Source organism: Salicibibacter kimchii (genome assembly GCF_003336365.1).
Classification (GTDB): Bacteria; Bacillota; Bacilli; order Bacillales; family Marinococcaceae; genus Salicibibacter; species Salicibibacter kimchii.
On the sequence record NZ_CP031092.1, the window covers coordinates 693,031 to 713,884 of the forward strand.

18 protein-coding genes are annotated in these 20,854 nt (G+C 41.7%); 1 reads left to right on the top strand and 17 read right to left on the bottom strand.

The window, feature by feature from the left end:
* Positions 1-10 precede the first annotated feature (10 nt).
* The 3 genes from DT065_RS03625 to DT065_RS03635 form a co-directional block, all read right to left on the bottom strand.
* Positions 11-415, bottom strand: a complete 405-nt coding sequence (locus tag DT065_RS03625; RefSeq protein WP_114370963.1) for a PaaI family thioesterase — start codon at positions 413-415, stop codon at positions 11-13.
* 19 nt (positions 416-434) lie between these two features.
* Complete coding sequence (locus DT065_RS03630; RefSeq protein ID WP_114370965.1) at positions 435-1,385, bottom strand: NAD(P)H-dependent flavin oxidoreductase; 951 nt, start codon at positions 1,383-1,385, stop codon at positions 435-437.
* Positions 1,386-1,529: 144 nt separating this feature from the next.
* Positions 1,530-1,934: a MaoC/PaaZ C-terminal domain-containing protein gene (locus tag DT065_RS03635; RefSeq protein ID WP_193550822.1), complete on the bottom strand. Its 405-nt coding sequence runs from the start codon at positions 1,932-1,934 to the stop codon at positions 1,530-1,532.
* Positions 1,935-2,064: 130 nt separating this feature from the next.
* Between DT065_RS03635 and DT065_RS18725 the strand changes: the two genes are divergently transcribed.
* Positions 2,065-2,235 (top strand): hypothetical protein, encoded by a 171-nt coding sequence (locus DT065_RS18725; protein WP_160112379.1) that lies wholly within the window; start codon positions 2,065-2,067, stop codon positions 2,233-2,235.
* 60 nt (positions 2,236-2,295) lie between these two features.
* Here the strand turns inward: DT065_RS18725 and tnpA are convergent, their stop codons facing one another.
* From tnpA to DT065_RS03705, 14 genes are all read right to left on the bottom strand, one after another.
* The gene (gene tnpA / locus DT065_RS03640; protein WP_114370969.1) at positions 2,296-2,718 is read right to left on the bottom strand and encodes an IS200/IS605 family transposase; all 423 of its coding nucleotides are present in this window, start codon (positions 2,716-2,718) and stop codon (positions 2,296-2,298) included.
* A 699-nt stretch (positions 2,719-3,417) separates the two neighbouring features.
* Positions 3,418-4,851: an NAD-dependent succinate-semialdehyde dehydrogenase gene (locus DT065_RS03645; protein ID WP_114370971.1), complete on the bottom strand. Its 1,434-nt coding sequence runs from the start codon at positions 4,849-4,851 to the stop codon at positions 3,418-3,420.
* A 269-nt stretch (positions 4,852-5,120) separates the two neighbouring features.
* On the bottom strand, positions 5,121-6,152 hold the full coding sequence (locus DT065_RS03650) for an alcohol dehydrogenase catalytic domain-containing protein (RefSeq protein WP_114370973.1): 1,032 nt from the start codon (positions 6,150-6,152) through the stop codon (positions 5,121-5,123).
* 80 nt (positions 6,153-6,232) lie between these two features.
* Positions 6,233-7,537: a TRAP transporter large permease gene (locus DT065_RS03655; RefSeq protein ID WP_114370975.1), complete on the bottom strand. Its 1,305-nt coding sequence runs from the start codon at positions 7,535-7,537 to the stop codon at positions 6,233-6,235.
* Entirely contained in the window at positions 7,534-8,037 is a 504-nt protein-coding gene (locus DT065_RS03660; protein WP_114370977.1) for a TRAP transporter small permease, read from the bottom strand. The genes DT065_RS03655 and DT065_RS03660 overlap by 4 nt, the downstream gene beginning before the upstream one ends.
* 9 nt (positions 8,038-8,046) lie before the next feature.
* Positions 8,047-9,123: a TRAP transporter substrate-binding protein gene (locus tag DT065_RS03665; RefSeq protein ID WP_114370979.1), complete on the bottom strand. Its 1,077-nt coding sequence runs from the start codon at positions 9,121-9,123 to the stop codon at positions 8,047-8,049.
* A gap of 738 nt (positions 9,124-9,861) precedes the next feature.
* Entirely contained in the window at positions 9,862-10,677 is an 816-nt protein-coding gene (gene fadH, locus DT065_RS03670; RefSeq protein WP_227002714.1) for a 2,4-dienoyl-CoA reductase, read from the bottom strand.
* A gap of 36 nt (positions 10,678-10,713) precedes the next feature.
* Positions 10,714-11,628, bottom strand: a complete 915-nt coding sequence (locus DT065_RS03675; RefSeq protein WP_114370981.1) for an SDR family NAD(P)-dependent oxidoreductase — start codon at positions 11,626-11,628, stop codon at positions 10,714-10,716.
* A 355-nt stretch (positions 11,629-11,983) separates the two neighbouring features.
* Positions 11,984-13,237, bottom strand: a complete 1,254-nt coding sequence (locus tag DT065_RS03680; protein ID WP_227002715.1) for an MFS transporter — start codon at positions 13,235-13,237, stop codon at positions 11,984-11,986.
* A gap of 10 nt (positions 13,238-13,247) precedes the next feature.
* Positions 13,248-15,026 carry an acyl-CoA dehydrogenase family protein gene (locus DT065_RS03685; protein ID WP_160112380.1) on the bottom strand — a complete coding sequence of 593 codons (1,779 nt, stop codon included), beginning with the start codon at positions 15,024-15,026 and terminating at the stop codon, positions 13,248-13,250.
* Between the two features lie 23 nt (positions 15,027-15,049).
* Positions 15,050-15,829, bottom strand: a complete 780-nt coding sequence (locus DT065_RS03690) for an enoyl-CoA hydratase/isomerase family protein (protein WP_114370985.1) — start codon at positions 15,827-15,829, stop codon at positions 15,050-15,052.
* Between the two features lie 13 nt (positions 15,830-15,842).
* Complete coding sequence (locus DT065_RS03695; protein ID WP_114370987.1) at positions 15,843-16,652, bottom strand: IclR family transcriptional regulator; 810 nt, start codon at positions 16,650-16,652, stop codon at positions 15,843-15,845.
* A 101-nt stretch (positions 16,653-16,753) separates the two neighbouring features.
* Entirely contained in the window at positions 16,754-18,898 is a 2,145-nt protein-coding gene (locus DT065_RS03700) for an acetate--CoA ligase family protein (RefSeq protein WP_114370989.1), read from the bottom strand.
* A gap of 15 nt (positions 18,899-18,913) precedes the next feature.
* The gene (locus tag DT065_RS03705) at positions 18,914-20,821 is read right to left on the bottom strand and encodes a TRAP transporter permease (RefSeq protein WP_114370991.1); all 1,908 of its coding nucleotides are present in this window, start codon (positions 20,819-20,821) and stop codon (positions 18,914-18,916) included.
* Positions 20,822-20,854: the final 33 nt, after the last annotated feature.

A 20,854-nucleotide genomic window follows, 5' to 3' on the forward strand; every position in this document is an offset into this window, starting at 1 on the left:
GCTTTACATGTTATTTTTTTAAAAAGGTAAAAGCTGCTGATGCTGTCGCAATCAGTCGCCCTTGATCATCGATCACTTTTGATTCCATCGGCAAAATACGTTTACCGGAATGAACCACATTTGCAGTGGCATAGAGTACACCGTCTTTAACCGGGGCCACAAAATGTGAATTGAAAGAGATCGTTGCTACTTTAACGTCCCTGGATGAGCGTATAGTCACACCCATAATCGAATCCAACAATGATGTAATGGCACCGCCATGCAAGTATTGATTACAATTCATTTGGTTTTGGGATACCGGCATTTTAATCCTCGCCTCTCCCTCTGACAAATAATCCATCGATATCCCCATGTGCTTCCAAAAAGGGGAATCTTCAAAATCATTCTGTAGCCATGTTAAGTATTCGTTATCCAAATGCTCCCTCTCCCTCTATTTAAATGTTATCGTCCAATCTTTTTCGTGCCGATTGTGCTTCTTCTAATATATTGTCAAATAATTGCTTCACACTTGGGATATCATCAATTAGCCCGACCCCTTGTCCTGCCCAGCCAAACCCTTCTTCTGCATCCCCGTCTTGAATGAACTTTTGATTCGCTTCCCCGTTGATATAGGGCCATAATTCCTCAAAGGTAGCTCCCTTTTCTTCCATTTGCGCAATTTTTTCAGTAGCTTCGGAACGTAACCCGCGCGCTGGGATGCCGATTGATTTTTTGATGATAATGGTTTCATTCTCCCGCGCATTTACTATGGCTTCTTTATAGCGGGGGTGGGCGATACACTCTTTTGTCGCTATAAATCGCGTGCCCATTTCTATCCCTTCGGCTCCTAAAGCCAAAGCGGCAGCATAACCTCTCCCATCTACTAGCCCTCCACTGGCAAGCACCGGGATCGATACAGCAGCCGCTACTTTCGGAACTAAAACAATCGTGCCTACATCATCTCTGCCAAGATGGCCGCCCCCTTCGGTTCCCACGACGATTACCGCGTCAGCGCCTAATTCCTCTGCTTTTTGCGCTTGTCGTACTGAAGCCACGAGCACGAGTTTTTTTATGTCCGTTCCTTCCAATTGTTGAAAAACGTTGGACGGATTGCCTGCTGTGACAGAAATGGCAGGAACTTCTTCTTCAATGGCCACATCTACAAAGTGGTCAACCGGGCGTCTTCCCAGAGCGAAATTGATGCCGAAAGGGCGGGTTGTCAACTGTTTTACTTTTCGGATTTCAGCACGTAAGCGCTCCGCGTCTTTAAAAAAAGTAGCCGTTATTTGCCCAAGGCCTCCCGCGTTTGAAACAGCAGCGGCTAACTCGGCAAATGCAAGATATGCGAGACCACCTTGAATGATCGGATAATCGATTCCAAACGTTTGACTTACTCTATTTGGCACAGAAACAACTCCTCGTTGATTCTATTATTCTAAACCGCTTTCAATTATTTGTCTTTATTTTACTTATAAAAAATTTTTTTGTCAAATAAATTTAAGGATTTTACACATGCATCAAGGCAGGTGTAACCACCCGCCTGATCAGAATCATTTTGATGGGAGTTCACATTCAAATTTTCCTTTTACTTTTACTTCCCCATCACGATTTATGGCTTGAACTTCACCTACGACTCGATTATCACCTTTTTTGTCCAAAATAGACCCTACGATCCGTATACTTTCACCCGGATAAGTCATCTTCTGGAAACGAACATTCAATTTTTTTACATTTTTTCTAGGCACCCATGTAGTAACACCCTCGGCAGCCATTCCCATGATCAGCATCCCATGAGCGATAACACCGGTTCCGGCTTGCTCTCCAACTTCCTCTACTGTATGCAGCGGATTAAAATCCCCAGAAGCGCCAGCATATTTAACCAATTGCACTCTCGATATTGGGTCTTTTTCAATGACCGGAAAGTTTTCGCCAACCTCAATATAAATTAGCCCCAGTCCAAACCATCAAAAATTACTTGGCAGATTTGGAGGAGAAAAGACGAGCATACGTTAGAATCATTCAACGAAATTATTGACGATAATGATCAACTGCCTTTGTCCAATCAACCTAGGAGCAAGTCCTCCGGTGAATCGAGGAGCAGGCCGGAATGAAGATTTTCATGGCAAAGCCTTTCCAATCAGACCCATCGTAGCACCGCCGATTCACACACTCGCTGATACAGAAAAGGCAAGGGTCAGTAAGCGTATCCGAGTCACAGACCACCCTTTCAAAGGGTGGCTTGAATTCGCCTTATAAGGGCATGTTACCAGCTGCGCCTAAAGGCGCGGTTTCACCAGCTTTTTTCAAGCATTCTTTTTATCGACTTAACCTATCTTCAATTATATCCGCCTCTTCTTGTTGCTGAATATATTCCCTGATGACATCCTTATTGATCCCTACAGTACTTACATAGTATCCTTTCGCCCATAAGTGCCTACCGTTTCCTTTCTGCCTCATTTCGGGGAATCGATCAAATACCATGAGGGCACTTTTACCCTTCAGATAACCCATAAATTCAGAGACACTAATTTTAGGTGGTATTTTGACGTACATATGCACGTGATCTGAACTTATACTTCCTTTTTCCAACTCTACATTTTTGTACTCGCATAACCTTCTCAATATTTCCCCTACTTCTCGCCTAATCTCCTTGAAGAAAACTTTTCGACGATACTTCGGGATAAATATGATATGATAACTACAGTCCCATCGGGTGTGGGATAGACTCTTTGCACCCATGGGATACCGTCCTCCTTTGCTTATGAATTTGGCTGGTGAAACCAATTTCATTATAGCAAAGGAGGACTTTATTTCATCACGCCTCACGGCACTTCCTGTTCAATTCTCCCACGCATAGCGTGGGGCTTAATATCTGAGTTATCTTGTTCATAACTTGATATAATAGGAATGATGATTTTGGATACAGATACAAGCATAGCTTCGAGTGCACCGAACGACCTTATCCTGCAAAACTTGTCTGCTATACGGATTCAAACATCTTCACTTCCCTTCCTTTGGTTTCTTTGCACGATCATCAATTAGAGTATTATTCCGACCTATCAACGGAAAACCTATGATCTGGAAAAAACAAGTCACAGTGTGAACATGGATTTTAAAAAAATGCCGATTAGGGAAAAGTCCCAGACTGGAATTTCCGTATGCCATCAAACAAGAAAACAAAATGCAGGGGCTATCAAACCCCTGCTATTACTCGCTTATTCCCCCCTTTGGTTAGTGTTCCTGACGTCGGAGAGAAATGCTTAGTTTTTCATCAGACTTTTAACCCCGAGTCAAAGTCCCTTAAGAGAGGGGAAAATACTCTAAATAACTAGCAACTCTCACCCAAAATTGAATGAAAAGGAGAAACATAAGGGACCAAACCACAGACGAGGGCGCATCCCTCGAGGGGCATTAACCGAATCAAATGTAAAAGAGCATCTATGAAGTAGATCCGTTAATCAACACAGAAACATATTTTGTTTCCAAATATTCTTCGATCCCTTGAAAACCGCCTTCCTTACCGATACCACTTTCTTTTACCCCTCCAAAAGGAGCCTGCACAACAAAAGGAGCTGGATCGTTTACACCAACAATACCAAACTCTAATTTTTCTGAAACCCGATGCATACGACCAAGATCTTTCGTGTAGAAATAGGATGCCAAACCATAGTTCGTTTCATTTGCTTTTTGGATCACTTCATCTTCTGATGAAAATCTTATTAAAGGAATAACAGGGCCAAATGTTTCCTCAGTTAGAATTTTCATACCTTCTTCCGTATCGGTTAAAACAGTTGGAGAATAAAAGTATCCATTTGCATGCTCTCCATCTTCTAATCTACTTCCTCCATATACAAGGTTTGCCCCCTTATTAATGGCATCCTTAACATGTTCATGGGTTTTATGGAGACCGTCCTCACTAATCATTGCTCCGATATCGTTAGCCTCATCCAGTCCATTTCCTACCTTTAATAATGATACTCGATCTTTTAAGCGTTCCGCAAATATTTCATATATGGATTCTTCCACATAGATTCTATTTGGACTTACACATTGTTGTCCTGTCGAAGCAAATTTACTTTTTACTAAACCTTCCACTGCAAGATCTACATCAGCATCAGGGAAAATAATAAAAGGTGCATGTCCCCCTAGTTCCATAGAAATCTTCTTAACCGTATCTGCTGATTGTCTCATTAGGATTTTCCCAACTTCAGTAGAACCTGTAAAAGTAATCTTCTTCACATCATGACTTTCCATTAAGGCACTTGCTACTTCCGTCGCTTCACCCAATACTAAATTTACAACCCCCTGTGGAATCCCAACTTCCTCAAATACTTTAAATAATTCAACGGAGGATAAAGGTGCCTCCGGAGCTGGTTTTAATATAAGCGTACATCCTGCTGCTAGAGCAGGAGCAAACTTTCTGGCTATCATATATAATGGAAAGTTCCAAGGTGTAATGGCTCCAATAACACCTACTGGTTGTTTTATAGTTGATATTCTTTTTTGGTTGTCTGATGTTGGAATCGTATTTCCGTATACTCTTCGTCCTTCTTCGGCATACCAACGAAAAAAATTAGCAGCTGCTTGTACTTCATATAAAGCATTATGGATAGATTTTCCCATTTCTTTAGTTATGATGTTAGCAAAATAGGACTTTCTCTCTTCCAATTTTTCAGCTACCAAATTGAGATACACCGCACGTTTTTCGGCTGTAGTAGCTGACCAACCTGAAATCGCTTTTTTTGCTGCTTTAATAGCATACTCTGTTTGTGTTTTATCCACTAAAAATACTTCATCAACTAGTTCACTAGTAGCAGGGTTAGATACTTCTAAAACATTATTCGTTTGAATCCATTCACCATTAATATACAATTTAATTAATCCTCCCTTAAATAATAACTGATTTTTTATAAACAGCTCGTTTTTCTTTTAAATCTTATTAGTGATCAATCAAAATTTACACGATGGGCATTTGAGACATTCACTAAACTTTCGATTCTGAACGAGTACGGCTGGCCACTTAAACTCCCTAGTAAGTTTCATTTCTATAATTTCGTTTCTTTTTCACTCCATGATTCTAGTGGACGACCGCACCCTCCAGGATCTCAGAGACCGAATACTTACAATCTTAACTTAAAAAACTACCATTCTAGAACAGTGATTCCTAAATTATCAAAAGATCCCATGCCTTGTAACACATCATTGACTTGATCTGGACTTACTGTTTTTGTAACAAGATCTTTAGGTTTTAATCTATTACTTTTTACCATATTCAACATATACGGGAATTTTTGAGGGGGCATTCCTCTTGAACCAATTATCTGATGTTCGAAGTTTACGAGGGTTCGAACTTGAAAATCAAAATTGACATTATCAGGTGCAATACCTAGTTGCAGATGACGTCCTTTCTTTTTAAGACTGTTTAATGAATTCATAACTATTTCTGAGTTTCCTAATGCATCAATCGTAACATCGGCTCCGCCATTGGTTATTTCCTTAATCTGATCAACAACATTACTTTCTTTAGAATTTATAACAAAACTTGCACCTAAATCTTTTGCTAAATTTAACTTTCTATCATCAATATCAACACAAATGACATTTGCTCCCATTGCAACACTAAATTGCAGTGCAGATAATCCGACACCTCCACAACCGCTAACCACTACCCATTCACCTGCTCCAACTTTAGCCTGATTCACTATCCCATGAAAGGAAGTAGCAAAGCGGCAGCCCATCGCAGCTCCTGAGACGAAGTCAATTTCTTCCGGCAAATATGCTAAATTAAAATCTGCTAATGGCACATGAGCAAATTCACCATACCCTCCGTTAAATGTAATACCAGCAGATTGACGTTCTGTACAAACATTACCGCTTCCATCTAAGCAATATTCGCAATGACCACAGCTTAAACTAAAGGGGATAATTACTCTATCTCCTTTTTTGAATTTTTTTACGTTTGAACCAACCGCCTCTACTATTCCAGTGAATTCGTGGCCCATTACTAATGGAGTAGAGATTCCTTTCCAATGACCTTTCCAAATGTGCCAATCGCTTCTACATATTCCATTTGCTTTTATTTTAACAATCACCCCCTCATCAGATAAGTTTGGTTCTTGGATATTGGTAACTTTCAAATCCTTATTAAATTCTTCAAGCAAAATTGCTTTCATTTTGTTTGCCCCCTAAAAATTGTATTTATTCATTACATATTACTTTTACTATATTTACTCAAACAATGTTCAAATTTACATTATCCTCTCATTAAGTCAGGCAATATCGTAACGATTTCTGGGAAAATGATGAGTATAATAATGCAAAGCACCACGGCTAATACCATAGGCATAACCGCCTTGAAGATACGTTGAATCGGAATATCTTTAACAATCCCGCTTATTACGTAAATACTTATACCGAGCGGAGGTGTCATTAAACCTATATTAATAACCAATATCATAATGACTCCAAACCAAACACCATCAAATCCTAATTGTTCGAGTAATGGATAGACTATAGGCATAGTCAGCACTAAAATAGCGATGCCCTCTAAAAATAGACCTAAAATAAAATAAACAATTAACATTAGAATTAGTATGGTAAGTGGCGAAAGATCTACATTACCCACGAATGTTGTAATTTCTGATGGGATACGACTTATTGATAAAAATTGACTGAAAATATCAGCACCCATAAGGATGAGAAATATCATAGCGGTTAAGCGAGTTGTTTCGCTTAATGCTTTTTTTAATGATTCCCAAGATAATCTTCTGGTTATTAATGCTAGGACAAAAGATCCAAATGCACCTACTGCACCTGCTTCAGTCGGCGTGAAAAGTCCGAAATATAAACCTCCTATAGTCATTACAAAAAGTAGAAAAAATGGCCATACTTTAGAAATTGAGGAGATTTTTTCACCAAATTTTTTCTTTTCTCCTACAGGAGCACTACTTGGCCTAATCCTAGCCCAAATGTAAATGATCAACATAAATATGACCATTTGTATAATTCCGGGTATTATTCCAGCTATCAGTAATTGTCCAATGGGTTCCATTGTTAGTACACCATAAACAATCATAATGACACTAGGAGGAATAAGAGGGCCTAGCGTACCTCCAGCTGCTACACTTGCCGAAGCCATTCCAAGGTCATAGTTGTATTTTCTCATCTCCGGAATCGCAACCTTTGCCATCGTTGCAGTTGTTGCATTAATTGAACCAGAAATGGAAGAAAAGATAGCACTTGTTCCTATTGTGGTCATAGCCAAACCACCTCGAATTCGCCCAAGCCATGAATCTACTGCATTATATAGATCTTTCCCAAGATTACTGTATGATAATATCATCCCCATTAAAATAAACAGCGGGATAACACTTAACGAATAAGAGCTTGCTGTACTGTAAGGTGTAGTGGCTAATTGAACGAGGCCTGAATCAACGTCTCGAATCAAACTATAACCTACAGTTCCAACGATAAATAACGATATACTAACAGGCACCCTGAAGGCAAACATAAGTAATAATACGACAATGCCTATTATGCCAATTGTTATCGAACTCACGATTTCTCCACCGCCTTAATCAAATGCTTAGCACTCTTTCCTAGTGCAACGAGGGCAAAAACTAATACAGAAATTGCTGCTAGCATAATAAACGGATAAACCGGTATCGATAAATCCCCACTAGTTGTACCCCTGTCTATATACTGCAATGCATTAGAAAATAACTGGGTCATCATTACAATCAGAAGGATAAAAATTACAAATTCTATTATAGTTAACAATACATTTCGGGCTCTTTTGGGCATCTTGTCAACAATAAAATCTACGGATACATGTTCATTATAATAGTGAGTTATCGCCAAACTTAAAAAAACTAAGGTACCCGTAGCCAGTTCTGTTAACTCTAATGCGCCTGTAACAGGCCGATTAAAAAAATATCGGCCTATTACATCCAGCGGAATGAGCAACATAATTCCAAATAACAGTAAATTTGAAACGAATTGAAGTGCTCTTGTTACTTTCATCCAACCATTATTAAACACTATAATAAAATTTTTCATATACTACTCCTAATCTAACTCATTATCTATTTCAAGAGCTCGGTCATATATCTCTTGGGCAGGGAATCCATTCTCAGTCATGCGGTCAATCCAGTCATCAACAGCAGGCTCAATAGCACTACGCCATTCTTCTGACTCTTCCTCATCTAATTCATAGAAATCAATTTCTTCTTCGAATTCTGCCATTGCCTCCTCACTAGTTCCATCAAAAAGGGCACCAGCTTTTTTGGACATTTCTAACCCTGATAGACTATCAATTACTTCCCGGTCTTCCTCTGATAATGATTCATATACTTCGCGATTCATAACCATAAAAAGCTGGGCACTAAAGAAATTTCCTACAGTAACATAATCTACCACACCTTCTAAACTCCAATCTGTGAGTGTGTGCATTGGTAGTATTGAACCATCTACCGTTCCCCTTTCTAAAGCTTCATAGAGTTCAGTAACAGGCATATTAACAGGGGTAGCACCAAGATATTCAAGCCAATTGCTAACCTCTGGTGACGGGGATCGTATTCTCATACCTTCGATGTCCTCGAGTGATTGAATAGGTTGATCAGCAGTTGCAATTTGATATGGCTCCGTTCCATATAGAATTAAAGGAACCGTTTCATCATATTCATCCTGGAACTCAGGAAATTCTTCGAATAACGTCCATAAAATTTCAGATGCTTTTTCACCACTGTCTGTCACATAAGGCAAATCAAGAACACTTGTAAGAGGAAATTGGTCAGCGGAGTATGATTGCAAACTTACTCCCATATCCACCGCACCATTAGCAGTAGCATCATACGTATCATCAGCAGCGGCAAGAGATTCCCCCAAATATGTTGTTATTGTCAACCTACCTTCTGTTTGTTCCTCTATTTCATTGAAATATTCGGGGAACAACTCTATTTCATGTTGATGTGTAGAAGGTTTAAAAGAAGCATAGTCAATATTTACATTATCTGAGTTACCGGAACCTGAAGCCTCATCTTCTGTACTAGCATCATTGCCACATCCAATTAAGAAGATCAAACTCAACACTGTAAAAAATAATAACTTTTGAACATTCGAACTAAAAACTTTTCTTTTTTTCATTTACTTTTCCTCCTTGAACTAAAATAAAGATAATTGATTAACAAGGGGTTAACCCTTGTTACATCAAGCTTTATCTATCTTGTTTAAGCAACACCTCCCTCCAAAGCAACATTATCCGGGACAAATACATGTTGAATTGTCTGCTTCACGAACTGTTACATTCAAATCTTTATGAAGAGTATTCACACTTTCCTAAAAGGAAGAGGCAGGATGATCTCCAATGTCTAAAACAGAGCCCAGCACCAAGTCTATTTGAAATCGGTTACATTACAATTATTTTATATACAAATATTTTTTTTGTCAACAATATTCTTACAAAAATTAATCAATCATGTGGAAGGCGTCCACAACTACAAATTAATTAACAAACTTTTTAGCAGTACTCAATGACTCACTTTGCCTTGTCGCCTGATCCTCCCGTTTTCCAAATTTGATGACATGTTGCACTTGCAATTTTTGAATCGGATCTGCGGCCAAATGCTAAATGTGAAACTGAAACATGACACGTTTCGTTTTAAGGTGACATTGGGCTGCTGTCCAACGTTCTCCATGTTATCTATGGAAGCGTTTATAGGCTCAGGTGTTGATAATATCCCCTTAGACGAAAGCCCGTTTCTAGCAGGTTAACAGTATTAACCTAACTGCAATAATTGGGTCTTTTTTGGTTCGGATGGCCGGTCTGCTTTTCCGATGTATTAACCAGACCTATTTAAGGATTGAATACCATATTAATCTGTACTAGCCTTCATTATATCTCCCTTTGTTCAGCCACCCCCCACCATCTATAACATGATTCGCACCCGTAACATAGCTTGCATAATCGCTTACCAAATAAGATGCCAAGTTTGCCACTTCCTGCCGCGTGGATAGTCGATGCGCTGGAATATTGTCTAATATTTGTTCCTCTTGTTCCGGACTTGCCCATAGCTGGCTAACCGCGCCTGTTTCCTCTGTCGGACCCGGTGTGATCATATTTACACGAATATTATGGTGCGCCCATTCTACAGCCAGTGTTTTGGTTAAAGCGTCTACCCCTGCTTTCGCCGCGGCCGAATGGGCTGTTAATGGGCCACCGGTCCAAGCATAGGTAGCTCCTACGTTTAAAATTGTCCCCGGAGTATCTTGAGCGATCATTTGTTTCGCAACACTTTGACTGCAATACCAAGTGCCATTTAAAACAATATTAATGACGATATTCCACGCATTGGTGGACATGTCAATCGCTTTAACAAGAAAATTTCCGGCGGCATTGTTGACTAAAATATCAATTTTTCCAAATGCAGCTACGGTTTCAGACACCATATTCTCCACTTGATCCGGTTCCCGAACGTCCATTTGTATAGTTTTGACTTTTGTTCCATGGGTTTCTATTTCTTTTTTCGCTTCGTCCAATTTTTCCTGTTTGCGACTCGCGATGACAATGTTAGCGCCAAGACGTGCATATTCCATGGCCATCGCTTCGCCTAGGCCTGTGGCTCCTCCTGTGATAATAGCAACCTTACCTTTTAAACTTTCTTCAGGTAGCATCGGTTGCTTATATTGGTCAGCTGACATATGAATGCCCTCCCTTTAAAATTCGTAAAACCTCTTTTACACTAGCGGATCATAAGGAAATACATCCGAGGAAACATCAAGGGAAGCGAAGTCATTTTTAAACGCTTCCTTTACCGTTTCTCCAATATCGTCAACACTCCATCCTTCGTTATTATAGGCTGAACGAATAGGTCGTGGTTGCGAAAACAGCATAATTTCTTTACCTCGAACGCCGAAAATTTGACCGGTAACATCCGATGCATCTTCACTTCCTAAATACGATACGAGAGGCGCAATATCGGCAGGGGTCATTTTTTTTATTTTTTCCACCCGCTTTTCCTGTTCTTCATTTTCCGTTGGAATGGAACCGATGAGACGACTCCATGCAAACGGAGCGATCGTATTGGCCGTAACGTTATATCGAGCCATGTCAAGCGCAGTTACTTTCGTCATCCCAGCAATTCCCATCTTTGCTGCTCCATAATTGGCCTGTCCAATGTTTCCTATGAGGCCAGAAGTAGAGGTAAAGTTAATGAAGCGTCCGCTTTTTTGCGCTTTAAAATGCGGGGCAGCCGCACGCGTCATATTGAATGTCCCTTTCAAGTGGACACCAATAACCGCATCCCATTCTTCTTCTGTCATATTGAAAATCATACGATCCCTTAAGATGCCGGCATTATTGACGACGATATCAATGCTGCCGAATGCATCGATCGCTTGTTGCACCATTTTTTGACCGTTTTCAAACTCTGAGACAGAATCGTAATTCGCGACAGCCTCTCCTCCTGCTTCCTGAATGTCAGCAGCTACTTGATCAGCAACTTTAATGTCTTTTCCTTCTCCGCTTGCTTCACCGCCCAAATCATTGACAAGTACTTTTGCGCCTTCACTTGCCATCAGTAAAGCAATTTCTCGACCAATTCCTCTTCCTGCCCCTGTTACAATTACTACTTTGTTATCCAGATGTCTCATGTTATTGCCTCCTTCAGATTTTTCATGCATTGCTATTTTTTAGATATTCCATATATATCGAGATTGAATTTTATTCTTACAATTTCATTTGTCGTGTGATGATTAATTCACAAAATAATAATAATGATTCTTGAAATATTTGATTTTTCTTTGTATATCGTATACCTGATTTCAAAACTGGTTATTGTATACAATTTCGTAAAAACCTATTGAAACCGTTTGCATATTTTTAAGTGTGTTTATTTTACATAGAATATATTTTTTTGTCAACACAATTTTTGAGGATTAGTAGTTTTTAATCCAAGCGTTGGAGCGATATCTAGTATGCTGCAATCTCTCCAACTATGGGCCCTTTTCACCCTGACTGCACCATCTCCTCAGGCTTATAATTCTGCCTTTGCTTTAACGAGCTGCTCAACCATAAGGAAACAACACTAGCTGCTATCAATAAAATACCTGTAATACCAAAAGCCACCAGATGTGTGCCGTAGGTTTCATATCCCCACCCCCCGAGCCAAGAACTTAACATCGCTCCAATTTGGTGGCCGAAGTACGTCCATCCATACAATAATCCGACAAGTCGCACCCCATATACATCCGACAATATTGCGGAAGAAAGGGCAATACTCCCTGCCCAAACAATCCCGGCTACGGCGGCAACCATATATAGCTGCCAAGTGACCGTAACGATGACCAGTGCCACCATTCCTAAACCTCTCACAAAATAAATAGAGGCGAGCAGATGCTTACGTTGCAACTTGTCTGAAAGAACACCCATAAACAAAGTGCTCGGAATAGCGACAATACCGATTAAGCCGATCGCGAATGATGCCGTGAGCGGGTCAAATCCATGATCCTGTAGCATCGGCACACCATGGGTGCCCAACAGATTCATGCTAAACCCGCATGCAAACAGGCCAAATGCGATGAACCAAAAAGGGCGCGTAGCTATCGCTTTTTTCCAAGTTAATGCAGTGCTTGGATCCTTCTGAACATTTGATGAGGACATTGATTGGCCAGCGCTCTCCGGCGGGTGGTCACGAATAATGAAAATGGTTGCAGGAATGATGAGGATGAGAAAAGCTGCGGCAAAGCATAAGATGGTCGTCTGCCATCCAAACTGTTCAATTAAAAACGAGAACACCGGGGTCATGATGGCGATACCAGCCATGGAACCCGTCGATAAATAAAATAACGCCCTGCCTCTAAGTTGGGTAAACCAACGACTAATGACGGGTGTAAGAGCCACCGGGCTCGTAAAAGCTAGCCCAAACGATAAAAAAACACCGAATGCCATAAAGAAGTTTACCGGATGTTGCGCCAAGACGGTCCACACACAGGAAATGGTGACGATGATAATCCCTAAAATCAGCACCATATTAGTGCTATATTTTTCTACCAGATAACCCGCGATCGGCATACCAATGCCATAAACGATCATCCCTACCGCAATGATTGTGGACAACTCGGTACGAGTAAATTGTAAATCGTCCATTATAGGCAGAACAAAAGGGCCGACGCCCATCCGCATCCCTACCGTCAACAACGTGATAATGGCAGCCGCCCCGACAATATTCCAGCCAAAATACCATTTTGGAACGATAATCACCCCCTAAATTTTAATCAAGTGCCTCCAACAATTTCTCAACAACGTCTGTGGGAATTTCCTCCCAATCAATAACCGCATCCAACCACTCAATAACCGACGTATCAAACATGATAGGATCATCTGCAGCTTTTAGATAGCGATGATAATAATGAATAAACAGAAACAGCTTCCGGTTATTGCCGTCATTTGCTATTTCATGGTCCGCTTCTTCCAGCAATAAACTTGCTGCATTAAGATGGTACATTTGCTCCATAAAACGCTTGGCCGCAACATCATGTATGCTTGTTTGTTTTTGCGAAATTTGTTCCATTTGCCTCGAAATAACACTTGCACGTTTCAGGATGAGCTTTGCTGCTCGTTCGGTATAAGGATTACTCATCCTTGAAAGCCGTTGTTCAAGATGATGAAGTAATGTAGTGCCTGCATCGTCTTTGCGGATAGCCCTTAATACATCAAGGGCAACAATATTTGTCGTTCCTTCCCAGATGGAGCCCAATTGGGCATCGCGCACGAGTCTCGGATTTACCCAATCTTCAATATATCCGTTCCCGCCCCGGATTTCCATGGCCTCCGCGGTCACATAACGGGCACGCTTACAAATATATCCTTTCAGTAATGGCGTTAGAATGCGCAATAATTTTTTGGAGTCACTATCATCGTTATCCGAGTGATCGAACACGTTCGCTGTATAAAAAATCATCGATGCGGCTGCTTCAGTATCAAGAAGCATTTCGAAGAGTCCTTCCTGCATCAAAGGCAGCTGGCTGAGTTGTTGACCGAAAGCCAGTCTTCCTCTTGCCGCCACAATCGATTCCAAATAGCTGCGCCTCATCAATCCTGCTGAACGAACCGCATTGGACAGCCGTGATGAATTCACCATGGACATCATCTGTTTAAAACCGTTTTCTATACTGCCAACGGCATACCCGACGGCTCCTTCAAACGTAACCTCCCCTGACGCCATGTCTTTTGTTCCGAGCTTATCTTTTAATCGATTGATACGGTAACCATTATGCTCGCCATTATCTAATCTTTTCGGAACCAAAAACATCGCAAGCCCCTTTGAGCCTTGTTGTGCTCCCTCAGGACGGGCAAGAACTAACGCGATGTCAGCGGACACGTTGGAACAAAACCACTTGTCTCCCCATATCTCCCAATGATCGCCGACTTGCTTTGCCGTTACTGTATTGGCGCCTACATCGGAGCCTCCCTGTTTTTCGGTCATAAACTGGCCGGCTGTCCAAAGCTCATCCATATCGGTGCTCGTTAATCGAGGTAAGTATTTTTCTTTTATTTCATCAGTTGCATATTTTTCAAGAATGGTTGCCGCCGAGTCTGTCATACTCATTGGACAACAAAGGCTAAATTCAGCTTGGGCAAATAAGTACCAAAATGAGTATTTTAAAACTCTTGAAAAAGGGGTCGGCCAATCCATTACGCCCGGGCGGTGGGACATAGCAGCAAGTCCAAATTCGCCATATCCGATTTCTTCCAACCTAAGGTATGAAGGGTGATACTTTACATGGTTTACTTGTTCCCCCTTCTTATCATAAGAGACCAATTCAGGGGGATTGCGATCCGCTTCATGTGCCAATTCATCTACTTCATTGCCCGCCACTTCACCCAATTTCGACAAAAGCGGAAGCACTCGTTCATATTCATCTTTTGGTACGTAATTGCGAAGTAAAAATTCAACATTTGGATCTGTTTCAAAAAAATTAAGACCATGAGCATCATGCATACCTTGAACGACTGCATCCGGTTTTGGGACTTGACGATTTTTTATCATTTCACGATCATTCCTTTCAGGCATTATCTTCCCGTAAAGTGCGGTGCTCGTTTTTCAAAAAAAGCTTGGACACCTTCTTTAAAGTCTTCGGTCTGGAAGCGTATATCTTGCCCTTGCGCTTCCATCTCCAGTAAGGTTTTCAAATCCTTGTTCAAATGTTCGTTCATGATCTTTTTCGTCATGCCCATGGCAGTTATTGCTTTTTTCTCTAACTTTTCAGCTATATCAATGGTTTCTGACAATAATTGTTCCGGAGGAACAACTCGGTTTACAATACCAATCTGATGGGCATCTTCGGCTGATACCCGTTCACCTAAAAACATCAATTCATTTGCCCGTTGCCGGCCAACTAACATGGGTAGGAAGTGCATGGCTGCGAAATCCGGAATTAACCCAACATTGATAAAACTTTGTACAAAAAATGCTTCCTCGGAAGCTACGATAAAATCACAGAGCAACGTCATGCTGAAACCCGCGCCGGCAGCAGCCCCGTTTACAGCCGCAATGATCGGTTTTTCGATTTCCAACATTTTCAGCATCAGGGGATGTGAGCTTTGTAATCTCTTTCTACCTTCGAGCGGTTTTAATTCCTTAAGGGCGGACAGATCTCCGCCCGCCGAAAATCCCTTGCCTTCACCTGTTAAAATAATACATTTAATATCATCATCTTGCTCTGCTCCCTCTAATGCTTGCAGTAATTCCAGTCTCATCTCCATAACCAACGCGTTTCTGGCTTCCGGATGGTTTAAGCGCAATATTTGCGTGCTTCCCTGTTTCTCTTTCAGAATAAACGGACTTCCCATTTTCAATCACTCCTCAAACATATAGGTTATTCCCCTGACCTTTAATTTTTGCGTTGATTCGCTCGGCCGTTTCTTTCAGTAATTCACCTTTAGGGATCAATTCATCTTCATCATATTGTGCCGTCATTCCAAGTAAATTGATGGTCATGTCCACATTGTCATCCATATTGAAAATAGGTGCTGCCACCCCAAAAACGCCGTTAATGGTTTCCCCATAATTGGTCGCATATCCATGATCACGAATCACCGGCAAGTCCGCTTTTAAACGATTCATTTCATCATCGGATAATGAGCGGGTATGTTGTACTTCCTGAAGCAACTCATTTGATTCTTCCTCTTCCATATACGCGAGCATACATTTTCCATATGCGCCATCCACAATCGAAAAATGCCTTCCCACAGAAACGTTGAGCCCGAAATCTTCGCCTTCATTTTTAGCAACAAACGTAGTGCGGGTATTTCCTATTCGATTGACAAGCACAGACGTTAGGCCGGTTCTTTCTGAAAGCTCCTCAAGATAAGGAAGAATAATGGCAATATCTAAGGAATTTTCTTTCGCTCTCTCCCCCAAAACAACTAAGTACGGGCCCAGACTATACTGCTTTGTTCGTTTATCGTAGTGAACAATCGCGTCTTCTCTAAGCTGCTGCAATACCCGAAAACAGGTAGTCGGTTGTAATGATAGGGCATTGGCAATTTCCGTTAAATTGCTTTGGCTGAATTTTTTTCGACTTAAGAGCGTTAAAATTCTAAATGCCACTTCAACGGCAGGCACACTATATTTTCTTTTTCCGTTATCTTTCTCATCGGTTTGGTTTGACAAATTGAACCCCCCTTTTTTTTCATAGAATATTGTACAGGAAAGTTCACCGAAAGGGGAATAATCTGTTTTGAAATCCCCCCTCGGTGATACTTGCTCAAGAGCTATTTTACATTTACTACAGCCTCTTCATCCTTTTTCCAGACAATAATGCCGTCTAAAGCTGCGACCCCTTTGCCTTCTTCAAACACCCATAACGGATTAATGTCCATTTCTTGAATCCGTCCACTATGGGCTGACGCAAATTGGGAAATGCGTACAAGGGCGTCTGTCAAAGCCTGGATATCTCTTCTCGTTCCGCCTCTGACGCCTTCAAGAAGAGGGTAGCCTTTCAGTTCTTTTAGCATTGCAGAAGCTTCATTATCATTAATAGGCGCCCGACGGATCGAAATGTCTTTTAATACTTCTACGAAAATGCCACCGAGGCCACACACGATCAAGGGCCCGAATTGAGGATCTTCTTTCACCCCAATAAACATTTCAACGCTTTCATCCTGTATCATTTCTTCGGCCAGAACGCCGTCAACATCCGCATCAGGGTTATACGCGTGTATGGAGGAAACGATAGATTCATATGCGTCTTCGAGTTCAACCGCGTCTTTGATGTTTACCTTGACACTGCCGGCGTCCGTTTTATGAAGCACATCTTTGGAAATTCCTTTACAGACCACCGGATAGGGGACGCTAGTTTTTACCTCCTGCAAATGTTCGCGATCTTTAATGAGTGTGCCTTGCGGAATCCTTATCCCTAAAGAAGAGAGTTCCTTCTTGACACGGACTTCAGTCCAAATGCCTGACAAATCCTTATTCTCTTCAACTTGTACGTTGGGATGTTCGAGCTGATCCGGCTCGTGGCTCCGGCAAAAACGAGAGAAGTCTTCCAAATGTTTGATCGCCAGCATTGTTTTATAAGACGTTTTGTAAACAGGAACACTCGCTTTTTCCAAGATCGTTCGTCCCGCACCCGTTATTTCCTTCGTTCCCGTGATCGTAACAACGATGGGTTTTTCGGTCGTCTTATCCATTTCGACAATTTTTTCGCATATGTTCCGGCCCAGCTCTCCCCCAAATGTCGTTTGGACGACGATGACATCTACCTGATCCTCGTTGATTAAAGCCTCGAGGGTATCTGTCAAAATATGTTGCTCTTTCAAAGCCTGGGCTGTTATATCAATCGGATTTAATGCAGACCCGTAAGGAGGGATAATATCCTCTACTTTTGTTTGCGTTTCCTTTGGTAAACGAGTGAGCTCTAATCCGAGAGATTCACTGTAATCGGCCATGGCAATACCTGCCGCCCCGGAATTGGATATGGTTACAACTCGATTTCCCTTTGTTTGTTTTCCGCGGGAAAAAACTTTCATTAGATCGATCATATCGTCGACATCGTTGGCAACCACCAAGCCATATTGCTTTGCAATCGCTTGAAATGTTTCATCAGATCCTGTTAATGAAGCAGTATGAGACATCGCTGCTTTCCTGCCGATTTCCGAGCGACCGGCTTTTAACATAATGAGCGGTTTCTTTAACGCTTTTGCCCGCTTCGCCAAACGGATCAACATTTCACCATCGGGAATTCCTTCCAAATAACCGGCCACGACCTCCGTGCCCTCATCTTCCAGCATGTAATCGATACAATCCAACGTATGAATATCCATTTGATTGCCTGTATTAATGACATGGGAAAAGCCTATGTTTTCCTCTTGGGCCAATCCGAATAGGGAGAAACCAAGGGCTCCGCTTTGAGATGCAAATCCGACGTTTCCGGAAAGAAAACCTTCCTCTGTCTCAAACGAAGTTGAAAACCCGAGGGGAATGCTTTTCTTCACATTTAACAAACCTATACAATTAGGACCTAATATCGTTATCCTCGCTTTTTTGGCTTTCTCCAGCACTTCCTCTTGCAATTGTTCACCTTCTGCGCCTGTTTCCGCAAATCCTGAGCCGAAAAGAATCACACTGCGAACCTGTTTTTGTTCACATTCGGAGAGAATTTGCATCATTCTTTTGGAAGAAACGGCGATTAAAGCAACGTCAACATCTCCGGGAATATCGAGGAGACTGGAATAGCAGGTAAAGCCTTCGATCTCCTCGTATTTTGGATTTACCGGATAAATTTGCCCTTCAAATTGATGCCGAATTAAATTTTTCATCGGTTTGCCGCTGATAGATGTAAAATCTTGAGAAACCCCTACAATCGCTATCGATCCTGGGTTCAATAATCGTTCGATGGCTTCTTTTTTGGACATATTGAAACCTCCTTATTAATACCTTTGACTCACGCTCTCTTCATCTGTATTCCCTATTTTCTTCCTTGAATAGGTGATAACATAGAAGATCACTAACAGCGCAACAATAGCGACATTTATAACAATGTTAGGGACTAGCATCGCGATCCCGCCGATAGGGAAAATTGCTCTGTGGATCTTGGTCAGGCTCCCATAGCCTATAAGATATCCTTGCAGTGCGGATGAAATAAGAAAGACGCCGACCAATGCTGTAAAAATACTAACCAGCGATTCCATCATTGTCCCACTCCAAATTAACGCGGGTTGATACACGATAAAAAACGGAACGAAAAACGTCACAACTCCTAATTTTGTCGATACAATTGACGTTCTCAATGGATTCGAATTTGCTATCCCGGATGCCGTAAACGAGGCAAGGGCAACAGGCGGTGTAATATAAGATGCAGTCGCCCAATAAAGAACAAATAAATGGGCTGCAATCGGGTCAACACCAACACCTACTAATGCGGGAGCTAACACAATCGCCAAAAAGATGTAACTTGCGGAGACGGTCATACCCATACCGAGGATAAAACTCGTGATCGCACCCGCAATCAATAACAGTAAAAGGTTATCTCCGGCCATCATGACCAGTTCCCGTGAAAATGAAAAAGAAACGCCCGTTGCAGAAAAAGCGCCTATAATTAAACCGACACCCGCGATCAAGGAAATAATTTCCCCGAGGACTTTGCCCATATCGGCAATCATGTCACCGAGCTTCTGCCAATTAAATCGCGTAGACTTCCTTAATGTAGTCAATATAAGAATTAAAGCACTGGCATAATATGGCGCCTGTCCCTCCGATTGTATAAACACAAGAACGAGAATCAACGCCACCATGCTTACTATATAAATCCAACCTTCACTTAAAGTCTTTAGCACCGGTGGCAACTCTCTTTTCGGAATCCCGCGCAAATCATGTTTGGCGGCATAACCATCCACCTGGAGAAACACGGCTATAAAATACAAAGCTGCCGGGATGGCCGCTGCCACTACAATTTCTAAATACGCAACCCCGATGAACGATGCCATAATAAAAGCAGCAGAGCCCATAATGGGCGGTGCAATTGTTCCACCGGTTGATGAAGTTGCTTCAATAGCCGCCGCGTATTCCGAATCATACCCCGATTTCTTCATCGCCGGTATTGTCATTTGACCGGTCGTCACGGTATTCGAAATCGCGCTTCCGCTCAACATCCCAAAAAATGAACTTCCGGCCACTGAAACTTTTGCTTCTCCACCTCTTTGACTACCGAAAACCGACTGCGCCAGCTTGAAGAAGAACTGTCCTCCCCCAGTATGTGTGAGTATGACACCAAACACGAGGAATCCAACAACCAATGTCCCCACCGTATCCAAGGGAACGCCCAGCACACTGTTTGAACTCATGATATGGTTATTCGCCAATGTAATGAAATCAAAGCTTTGCCCTTGTAAAAAATACACAGGAATTATATTGGCAAAAAGGGGATAAATCGAAATGATGCCGCAAATGGCAAATAAAATTTTTCCCCCTGCCCGGCGTAATATTTCGAGGACGAGCACCCATAGCACTACCGCAGCGATGGTCGGCGCCACCGGTGCGACCCAGTCCCATCCTTCCAAAATAATTCGTTCACTGTTGAGCCCTAAAAACATAGTTGCAACAAGTGTTAATGCAAAAGCGATCACATCGTAATATCGAATGGAGGTGTCTGTTTTCTTAGCCGGTAACACCAGAAATGAGATGGACATAAATGCGGCAAGCAAATAGTATAAATATTCATTTTGCAAAGGGGCAAATCCGAATAATCGCAGGTAGAACACGTGATTAACGGATAAGAATACTCCTAAGATCGTTGCGATGATAACAATGACTTTCCAAGGTCCGTGTATACGATTCAAAACCTATCCCTCCATTCTAAGTTGCACAAACTT

Coding starts and splice junctions, on each gene's coding strand:
- tnpA (WP_114370969.1), bottom strand. CDS start 2,718: ATGGGTGCAAAGAGTCTATCCCACACCCGATGGGACTGTAGTTATCAT.
- DT065_RS03650 (WP_114370973.1), bottom strand. CDS start 6,152: ATGAAAGCAATTTTGCTTGAAGAATTTAATAAGGATTTGAAAGTTACC.
- DT065_RS03660 (WP_114370977.1), bottom strand. CDS start 8,037: ATGAAAAATTTTATTATAGTGTTTAATAATGGTTGGATGAAAGTAACA.
- DT065_RS03665 (WP_114370979.1), bottom strand. CDS start 9,123: ATGAAAAAAAGAAAAGTTTTTAGTTCGAATGTTCAAAAGTTATTATTT.
- fadH (WP_227002714.1), bottom strand. CDS start 10,677: ATGTCAGCTGACCAATATAAGCAACCGATGCTACCTGAAGAAAGTTTA.
- DT065_RS03675 (WP_114370981.1), bottom strand. CDS start 11,628: ATGAGACATCTGGATAACAAAGTAGTAATTGTAACAGGGGCAGGAAGA.
- DT065_RS03685 (WP_160112380.1), bottom strand. CDS start 15,026: ATGATAAAAAATCGTCAAGTCCCAAAACCGGATGCAGTCGTTCAAGGT.
- DT065_RS03690 (WP_114370985.1), bottom strand. CDS start 15,829: ATGGGAAGTCCGTTTATTCTGAAAGAGAAACAGGGAAGCACGCAAATA.
- DT065_RS03700 (WP_114370989.1), bottom strand. CDS start 18,898: ATGTCCAAAAAAGAAGCCATCGAACGATTATTGAACCCAGGATCGATA.